This window comes from uncultured Rhodococcus sp., assembly GCF_963525155.1.
Lineage (GTDB): Bacteria > Actinomycetota > Actinomycetes > Mycobacteriales > Mycobacteriaceae > Rhodococcus_F > Rhodococcus_F qingshengii.
In genome coordinates, this window is record NZ_CAURKP010000210.1 from 1 (window position 1) to 8211 (window position 8211).

General features: G+C 63.4%; 7 protein-coding genes and 1 riboswitch. Of the genes, 2 read left to right on the forward strand and 5 right to left on the reverse strand.

Annotated elements, in window-relative coordinates; genetic code table 11:
• Positions 1–1349 (forward strand): VWA domain-containing protein (locus RWT78_RS25825; protein WP_314681842.1); only part of this gene is annotated, 1349 nt, incomplete at its 5' end.
• Positions 1349–2497: a metallophosphoesterase gene (locus tag RWT78_RS25830; RefSeq protein WP_209922922.1), complete on the forward strand. Its 1149-nt coding sequence runs from the start codon at positions 1349–1351 to the stop codon at positions 2495–2497. The genes RWT78_RS25825 and RWT78_RS25830, both read left to right, overlap by 1 nt.
• 22 nt (positions 2498–2519) lie before the next feature.
• Here the strand turns inward: RWT78_RS25830 and gcvP are convergent, their stop codons facing one another.
• The 5 genes from gcvP to RWT78_RS25855 form a co-directional block, all read right to left on the reverse strand.
• Positions 2520–5378, reverse strand: coding sequence for an aminomethyl-transferring glycine dehydrogenase (gene gcvP / locus RWT78_RS25835; RefSeq protein ID WP_314681845.1), 2859 nt, complete (start codon positions 5376–5378; stop codon positions 2520–2522).
• A gap of 53 nt (positions 5379–5431) precedes the next feature.
• Positions 5432–5560, reverse strand: a riboswitch (glycine riboswitch).
• A 220-nt stretch (positions 5561–5780) separates the two neighbouring features.
• On the reverse strand, positions 5781–6335 hold the full coding sequence (locus tag RWT78_RS25840; RefSeq protein WP_021344354.1) for a MerR family transcriptional regulator: 555 nt from the start codon (positions 6333–6335) through the stop codon (positions 5781–5783).
• Positions 6336–6667: 332 nt separating this feature from the next.
• Positions 6668–7141, reverse strand: coding sequence for a bifunctional nuclease family protein (locus RWT78_RS25845; RefSeq protein WP_003946194.1), 474 nt, complete (start codon positions 7139–7141; stop codon positions 6668–6670).
• Between the two features lie 93 nt (positions 7142–7234).
• Entirely contained in the window at positions 7235–7972 is a 738-nt protein-coding gene (locus RWT78_RS25850) for a MerR family transcriptional regulator (RefSeq protein ID WP_003946161.1), read from the reverse strand.
• The coding region (locus tag RWT78_RS25855) for an FHA domain-containing protein (RefSeq protein ID WP_314681848.1) at positions 7972–8211 on the reverse strand (240 nt) is incomplete at its 5' end. The genes RWT78_RS25850 and RWT78_RS25855, both read right to left, overlap by 1 nt.

An 8211-nucleotide genomic window follows, 5' to 3' on the forward strand; every position in this document is an offset into this window, starting at 1 on the left:
ACGCAGCATTGGGACCGCGTCCCTCCCTGTGGATCCCGACGAGTTCGTTCGAACTCGCGCCACTGTCGGGCAAGGCCGTGATCAACGGTGATCCTCGCTCGCTCGCGAGTTCCCCGATCGTTCTGGCAGCCGGTCCCGAGACCGCGGCAGCATTGGCCGGCGCAGCATCGAGTTGGAAGTCTTTGCCTTCCGATCTGACGGTCGCCCTGCCGGTCGGAAGTACCGAAACCTCGATGGCTGCACAGGCGATCGCTGCCGACGTCGCCGATGCGGGTGCCGGTCCGGTCACGACGGATCAGGCGAAGTCCGCTCAGGTCAACGCTGCGCTCAGTGCACGGGCGTTGCAGTTCCAATCCTTGCCGACTCCCCCCTCGTCCACCGCCGAAGCCCTCGGAGCACTGAGCGCCGGAACACCGGATTCGGTGAAGGCCGTTCCGGCCACGGAACAGTCGATAGCGCAGAGCGCGAACGCGGCGATGACGACGTACTCCCCGGTTGGCGCAACGCCAGTCGCGGACTATCCGGCGGTAATCGTCTCGGGCAGCGGGATCGACGAAACCGCGTCGCGCGCAGCGGCACAGCTTGCCGATTTCATGCGTGAGCCGAATCAGTCACAGTTGTTCGTCGGCGCCGGTTTCCGGGTCGAGGGCCAAGACCTTCCCGATCTCGGAGCGGTGTCCCCGGCCAAGATCTCGTCCACGTTGAAACCGGCTTCGGCGGAGACCGCAGCGGCGCTCGGTGACATAGTCGCCAACCCGGTCTCGCCGCGTAGTGCCACCATCCTGATGGACACGTCGGCGTCGATGGGTACCGACGACGGTGGCACTACCCGCTTGGCGAACGTTGCCTCGGCGGTGAATACCCAATTGGGTCGCAGCCCTGACGCTTCGGACATCGGCCTTCGCGAGTTCAGCACGGGCACCGACGGAAAACCGTCCGAGCGCATCCTGGTTCCGGGCGGTTCACTGTCCGAGCCGAATCGGCGTGCCACGATCACCGATTTCCTCAACGGGCTTCGGGCCGGCGGAAAGACCTCCAAGTACCCGGCGCTTGCCAGCTCCTACAAATCCGCCGTGGACGGTTTCGACGCGGGACGAGTCAACTCGGTGCTGCTGATCACCTCGAGTACACCTGACGAATCCACCACGACGCGAGCCGAACTGCTCAGCGCGATCGCCGCTGCGGGCAATCCGTCGCGTCCGGTACAGGTCGACGTGATCGTCGTCGGTGCGGGCGACGACGTCTCCACACTCCAAGACGTCTCGGATCGGACGGGCGGAACATTGGTTCGGGTCGATTCGACGTCCGACCCCGCTCTCGCGGCCGCAGTGACCAAGATGCTGTCCTGATGGGGCGCGTCGCGGTTTTTGCGGTCCTTCTCGCCCTTCTGACCTGGTTCCTGCATCGCCGGCTCGTTCGCGCCACCGGCATCCCGAGGCGATGGGCTCGTCTCGCCGACACTGCGCTTGTCGTCTTGGCGGTCTCGACGCTCATCGGGGTCGGCAGCGGCGAAGTCTTTCCGACATCGTGGGCGCGACCGATCGGATTTGTCGGATGGGTCTGGCTGGCTTCGTGGCTGTATCTGATTCCCGGACTGCTCGTGATCGGCCTGTTCGCCGGGATCGGTCGACTACGTGCACGCCACACGGATACCACGACCGAAGTCGACCCAGCCAAGCGTCGTACGTTGCAGTTGGCTACAGCAGCAGTCACTCTCGCGGCGATCAGCACCGCCGGCTACGGCGTCTACGAGGCGTCGGGCCCCAAGATTTCCCGCGTCCGCGTGCCGCTCGCTCGTCTACCTGAGGGCTTCAACGGATACCGGATCGCCTTGATCACCGACCTGCACGTGGGACCGGCCCGCGGGGTCGACTTCACCCGCAAGGTGGTCGATATCGTGAACTCGCAGAATGTCGATCTGATCGCGATCGGCGGCGACCTCGTGGACGGAACCGTCGCGAAAGTTGCTCCCGATCTTGCTCCGCTCGCCGATCTTCGGGCGCCCGACGGAATCTTCGGAGTCAGCGGAAACCACGAGTTCTACGCCGACGACGGCGGCAAATGGCTCGACGTGTGGGAGACATTGGGGATCACCACACTTCGCAACAGCCGCACCTCGATCCAGCATGGCGGCGATACCATCGACATCGTGGGCATCCACGACTACACGTCGCCGGCCCCGTACGAGCCGAACCTGACTGCCGCGCTCGCAGGTCGCGATCCGAATACTTTCACCTTGCTTCTCGCGCACGAACCGCGTCAAGCGATCGAGGCGTCCGAGATGGGTATCGATCTGCAACTGTCCGGGCACACTCACGGCGGTCAGATGTGGCCGCTGCGGTATCTCGTTCCGCTGCAGCAGCCTTCGGTGCAAGGCTTGGACAGGGTCGGAAACACAGTGCTGTACACGACGCGTGGCGCCGGGGCTTGGGGTCCGCCGGTACGCGTCGGCGCCCCGCCGGAGATCACCGTTCTCGAACTCGTACACGAGAGGTGATGATCTCCGGCGGGCACACGCCTTAGTTGCCTGCGAACGCTTCGATCGGCGGGCAGGAGCAGACCAGGTTGCGGTCGCCATGTGCACCGTCGATACGACGCACGGACGGCCACACCTTCGGGCGAGCCTTGCCACGCGGGAAGACGGCGATCTCACGCGAGTACGGGTGATCCCACTGCGCTGCAATGCTTCCCGCAGTGTGGGGAGCACCGCGTAGCGGGTTGTCCTCGACCGTCCACTCGCCCGCTCCGACGCGATCGATTTCGCCGCGAATGGCGATCATCGCTTCGCAGAACTCGTCGATCTCTTCGAGGTTCTCGCTCTCGGTGGGCTCGACCATCAGTGTGCCGACCACGGGGAAGCTCATGGTCGGAGCATGGAAACCGTAGTCGGCCAGACGCTTTGCGACGTCGTCGACGGTGACGCCGGTGTCCTTGGTCAACCCACGGAGGTCGAGGATGCACTCGTGCGCGACCATGCCGTTCTCGCCGGTGTAGAGAACCGGGAAGTACTCGTCGAGTCGACGCGCGAGGTAGTTGGCCGACGCGATGGCGGTCAGGCTGGCGCGGCGCAGGCCCGCAGCTCCCATCATCCGGATGTAGGTCCAGGTGATGGGCAGAATGGACGCACTGCCGTAGGGCGCTGCCGAGATCGTTCCTCTACCACCGAGTTCGGGGGCCATCGGGTGTCCGGGCAAAAACGGCGTCAAGTGTGAGCGCACACCGATCGGGCCGACGCCGGGTCCGCCGCCGCCGTGCGGGATGCAGAAGGTCTTGTGCAGATTCAGGTGGCTGACGTCGCCGCCGAATCGGCCCGGACGGGCAAGGCCGACAAGCGCATTGAGGTTGGCGCCGTCGACGTACACCTGGCCACCGGCGTCGTGTACCGCTGCGCAGATGTCGGCGATCTCGTGCTCGTAGACACCGTGCGTGGAAGGGTAGGTGATCATGATCGCGGCGAGACGCTCGGCGTGATCGGCGATCTTCGCGCGCAGATCGTCCACGTCGACGTCACCGTTGGGACGGCAGGCGACAACCTCGACGCGCATCCCGGCCATGACGGCAGAAGCCGCGTTGGTGCCGTGAGCGCTCGACGGGATGAGGCAGGTGTCGCGATGGTCGTCACCCCGGCTGAGGTGGTAGTTGCGGATCGCGAGCAGGCCCGCGTACTCCCCCTGGCTGCCGGCGTTGGGTTGCAGGCTGACGTTGTCATAGCCGGTGACCGCGACCAGCCAGTCTTCGAGATCCTTGATGATCTTCAGCAGACCGGGCGCATCCGATGTCGGCGCGAACGGATGGATCGCGTTGAACGCGGGCCAGGTGATGGATTCCATCTCGGCGGTCGCATTGAGCTTCATGGTGCACGAACCCAGCGGGATCATGCTGCGATCGAGGGCGATGTCCTTGTCGGACAGCGCGCGCAGGTAGCGAAGCATTGCCGTTTCCGTACGGTAACGGGTGAAGGCTTCGTGCTGCAGGTAGTCGGAGGTGCGCTCCTGAGCAGCCGGAACCGAATTGCCCTCGGCTTCGATGGCGACAACAGCATCCTCGATCCCGAACGCGTCGAGCACGGCAAGGACGTGGTCGGCGGTCGTGGCCTCGTCGCAGGAGATACCGACATGATCGGCATCGACCAGACGCAGGTTGATCCCGGATTCCTTGGCCGCAGCGACGACGTCGGCCGCCTTGCCCGGAACCTGAGCGAGCACGGTGTCGAAGAACGAATCGTGGACAACGGTCACGCCGCCTTCGCGCAGGCCGTTTGCCAACGCGTGTGCGCGGGCAGCGACGCGCAACGCAATCGCCTTGAGTCCCTCGGCGCCGTGGTAGCTCGCGTACATCGCAGCGAGGATGGCGAGGAGCACCTGAGCGGTACAGATGTTGGACGTCGCCTTCTCGCGGCGAATGTGCTGCTCACGTGTCTGCAGCGCCAGGCGGTACGCCTTGTCTCCGTCGGCGTCGATGGAGACGCCGACCAAGCGGCCGGGCAGCTGACGCGCATGCTTGGAGTGCACGGCCAGGTAACCGGCGTGCGGTCCGCCGTATCCCATGGGAACACCGAAACGCTGGGTGGTTCCGAAGCACGCATCCGCGCCGAGCTCACCGGGTGAGGTGATGAGCGTCATCGCGAGGAGGTCGGCGCCGACGGCAACCAGTGCGCCGCGCTCGTGAGCTTCCGCGATGATCGAGGTGTAATCGACGACTCGTCCCGAGGCACCTGGGATCTGGGCGATGACGCCGAAGAACTCACCTTCCGGAAGACCAGCGGTGAGGTCCGCGGAGACGATCTCGATGCCGAGCGGCTCGGCGCGAGTCTCGATGACGGCGAGGGTCTGCGGGTAGAGATCGGCGTCGACGACAAATCGTGGGGACTTGCTGCGGTTCGCGCGGCGCAGGAGCGTCATGGCTTCGGCAGCGGCGGTGGCCTCGTCGAGCATCGACGAGTTTGCCAGTTCCATGCCGGAGAGATCGGCGACCATGGTCTGGAAGTTGAGGAGGGCTTCGAGACGGCCCTGGCTGATCTCCGGCTGATACGGGGTGTACGCGGTGTACCAGGCCGGGTTCTCGATGATGTTGCGCAACAACACCGGCGGCGTCAACGTGTCGAAGTAGCCGAGGCCGATCATCGACGTCGCGACGGTGTTCTGGGCTGCGAGTGCAGTCAGTTCGGCAAGTGCCTCGTGCTCTCCGACCGGAAGCGGCAGAGCGTCGAGTCCGGCAGCGATGCCGTTCGGGGCAGCGTCGAGGATGACGGAGGGAACGGCCTTGGTTGCCAGTTCGTCGAGTGAATCGACCCCGACGAGTTCGAGGATGCGCGCGAGTTCCGCGGCGTTCGGACCGACATGGCGGTCGGCAAATATACGGCTTGCAGCGTCGATCACGACAACTCCCAGACAGATCGGAGGATCAGGACACACACCGAACTGCGGTGTGTTCCTCCCCCTCTGTCGCATGCTCGATTCCCGAGCGCCTGAGAGATTCGGTAGTGATCCGCCGAAGGCGGAAGCCACAGCCTTTCCCCGTCGGCGGGTGGGTTGTCCCACCGCTTTCCAGAGGCGTCGGAGCCCGTACGGTCCTTGGTGCCTGAGAGATTGACGGGGAGGTATTGCTCCTTCGGCGCCCTGATCCCGCTCACGACTGACCTTTGAGACAAAGACTGAAACAAAGACAAGTTCGGTGAATCGGTATCCGAGGCTCTCCCGTACGCCGGCGACGCAGGCCCAGTCTAGTTGACCGAAACGCCTACCTGCACCGTGGCATCCTCCAAAGAGATGTGACGTACGTTATCCGGTTTTGCGGCTGGCGCGATTCTTGCGTCGCGAAGCCAACTCGTCTTCCGGGTTGGGATCACTTTCGCCGCCGTCGGCCCGCTCGGCGGGGAAGTCGGCGATCGTTCCGGTGAGTTCACGCATCGCGCCACTGACTGCGATGCCGAATACGCCCTGCCCACCCTGGAGGAGGTCGACGACCTCTTCGGGGGACGTGCATTCGTACACGGTGGTGCCGTCGGAGAACAGAGTGATGTTGGCAAGATCGCGGACGCCACGCTTACGGAGGTGATCGACGGCAACGCGGATGTTCTGCAGTGAGATGCCGGTATCGAGCAGACGCTTCACGATCTTCAGAACGAGAATGTCCTTGAAGGAGTACAGACGTTGGCTTCCGGATCCGGCAGCGCCACGGATCGACGGAACAACCAACGACGTCCGTGCCCAGTAGTCGAGTTGGCGGTACGTGATCCCGGCGATCTGGCAGGCACTGGGTACTCGATATCCGACGAGGTCGTCGGGGATGGAATCGTCCGGGAACAGGCCCGGCTGCAGCTCTTCGGAAGACATTTCTGCAGTCGCGGCACTACCGGCTATGCCCGTCCCGCGCTCATTCGACTGTTCTTCCACTGCCGTCTCCCTCTCGCTTCGCCATCATGTAACCAACCTGTGCTATCAGCAGTCACGAGAATCCCGTGCCGACCGAACTTTCAGATGTGAATCCAAGGCAGGTAATTCCATGAGTGGACTTACCCAGAGTACGCCTCGATCGACAAGGCGAGAAGATCTCCACCGCACGCAACGGTAAGTCCAGGAGGGTGCATGGTCAACGCAACACGCCGACCGAGACTCAACCTCTACTTGAGAGTTGAAGACTAAAGTCCGCAACCAGTCAATTCAGGCTAACCATCAGTGGCTTTGAAATCGTCCGGCGAGATGGTGTCGAGGAATTCCTTGAACTTCTCGACCTCGTCTTCGCGCTCGTCGGGAATGACCAGACCGGCCTCGGCGAGAACAGCCTCCGACGCGAAGATCGGAACGCCGATGCGCAGGGCCAATGCAATCGAGTCCGACGGACGTGCCGAGACAGTGGTCTGCTCGTCGAAGACGAGATCCGCGTAAAAAGTGCCCTCTTGCAGGTCCACGATCCGAACTTCCTTGAGGCTCCGACCGAAAGATTCGATCAAGATCTTGATCAGGTCGTGAGTCAGCGGCCGCGCCGGCTCGACTCCCTGTTGTTCGAGAACAATCGCGGTAGCTTCGGTTTGCCCGATCCAGATCGGCAGGTACCGATCGCCGTCGGACTCTCGCAGCAACAGGACCGGCTGATTCTGAGGCTGCTCGACACGAACTCCGATCACACGCATTTCGCCCATCGAGCTTGCCTCCAACCTGACGTGATCCAGCCGACCGACTCCGATGCGGTCGTACTGAAATTCTATTCGAGTGTGCCCCGCTGATCGAGGAACTCAGCGATCGAGACTTCCCCGAACTGCCGATTTGACCAGACACGTGTGCAAAGTCAGTGACAGAGCGGCCAGCTCCCGCACCATTTCCTCGGCACGATCACGTGCTCCGGCGTCACGACCCTTGGCAACCGGTCCGGCGATCTGAGTCACCAGCCCCGCTTCGCGATCAGCAGCCAACTTGAACGCCCGCAGATGGCGAACCTCCAAGCCGTACTCGGACATCGCCTTAGCGGTGCGCGCCAACGTCACGGCATCCTCATCGAAGAAGCCCGCCGCGCCGGGAACGACCAAACCGGTGCGGATCAGATCGGTCAGAAACCGATCGTCGATGTCGGCGCGCGCGAGAAGATCCTGACGACCGACTCGAACTTCGCGATCGACCCGGAACGCCTCGGGTGAGACATCGCCCGTAGCGATCGACAGGACGCGAGCACGACGAGGCGCAGGAACTTCTGCACTCACCGTCGCTGCGCCACTGTCGATCGCTTCGAGTTGTTCTTTGATCACTTTGAGCGGCAGGTACTGATCGCGTTGAGCGGTCAGCACGAAGCGAAGACGCTCGCAGTCCTCGACAGAGAATCTGCGGTATCCCGACGGTGTCCGTTGCGGGCTGATCAAGCCCTCGGACTCGAGGAAACGGATCTTCGAAATCGTCACGTCGGGAAAATCTGGACGCAACCGATCCAGCACGGAACCAATCGACATTCCGGGCTGGCTCTGCTGCCGCACTGCCGTCATTAGCTACCCGCACCTGCTGACGACTCGCCGACCTGCGAACCGCCGGCACGAGGGCCGGTGAGGAACACCAGACGGAACTTGCCGATCTGAACCTCGTCACCATTCGCGAGAACTGCCGAATCGACAGGCTCACGGTTGACGTAGGTGCCGTTGAGGCTTCCGACGTCGACGACGTGGAAATCTGCATCTTCCTGACGGAACTCGGCGTGACGACGGCTGACGGTCACGTCGTCCAGGAA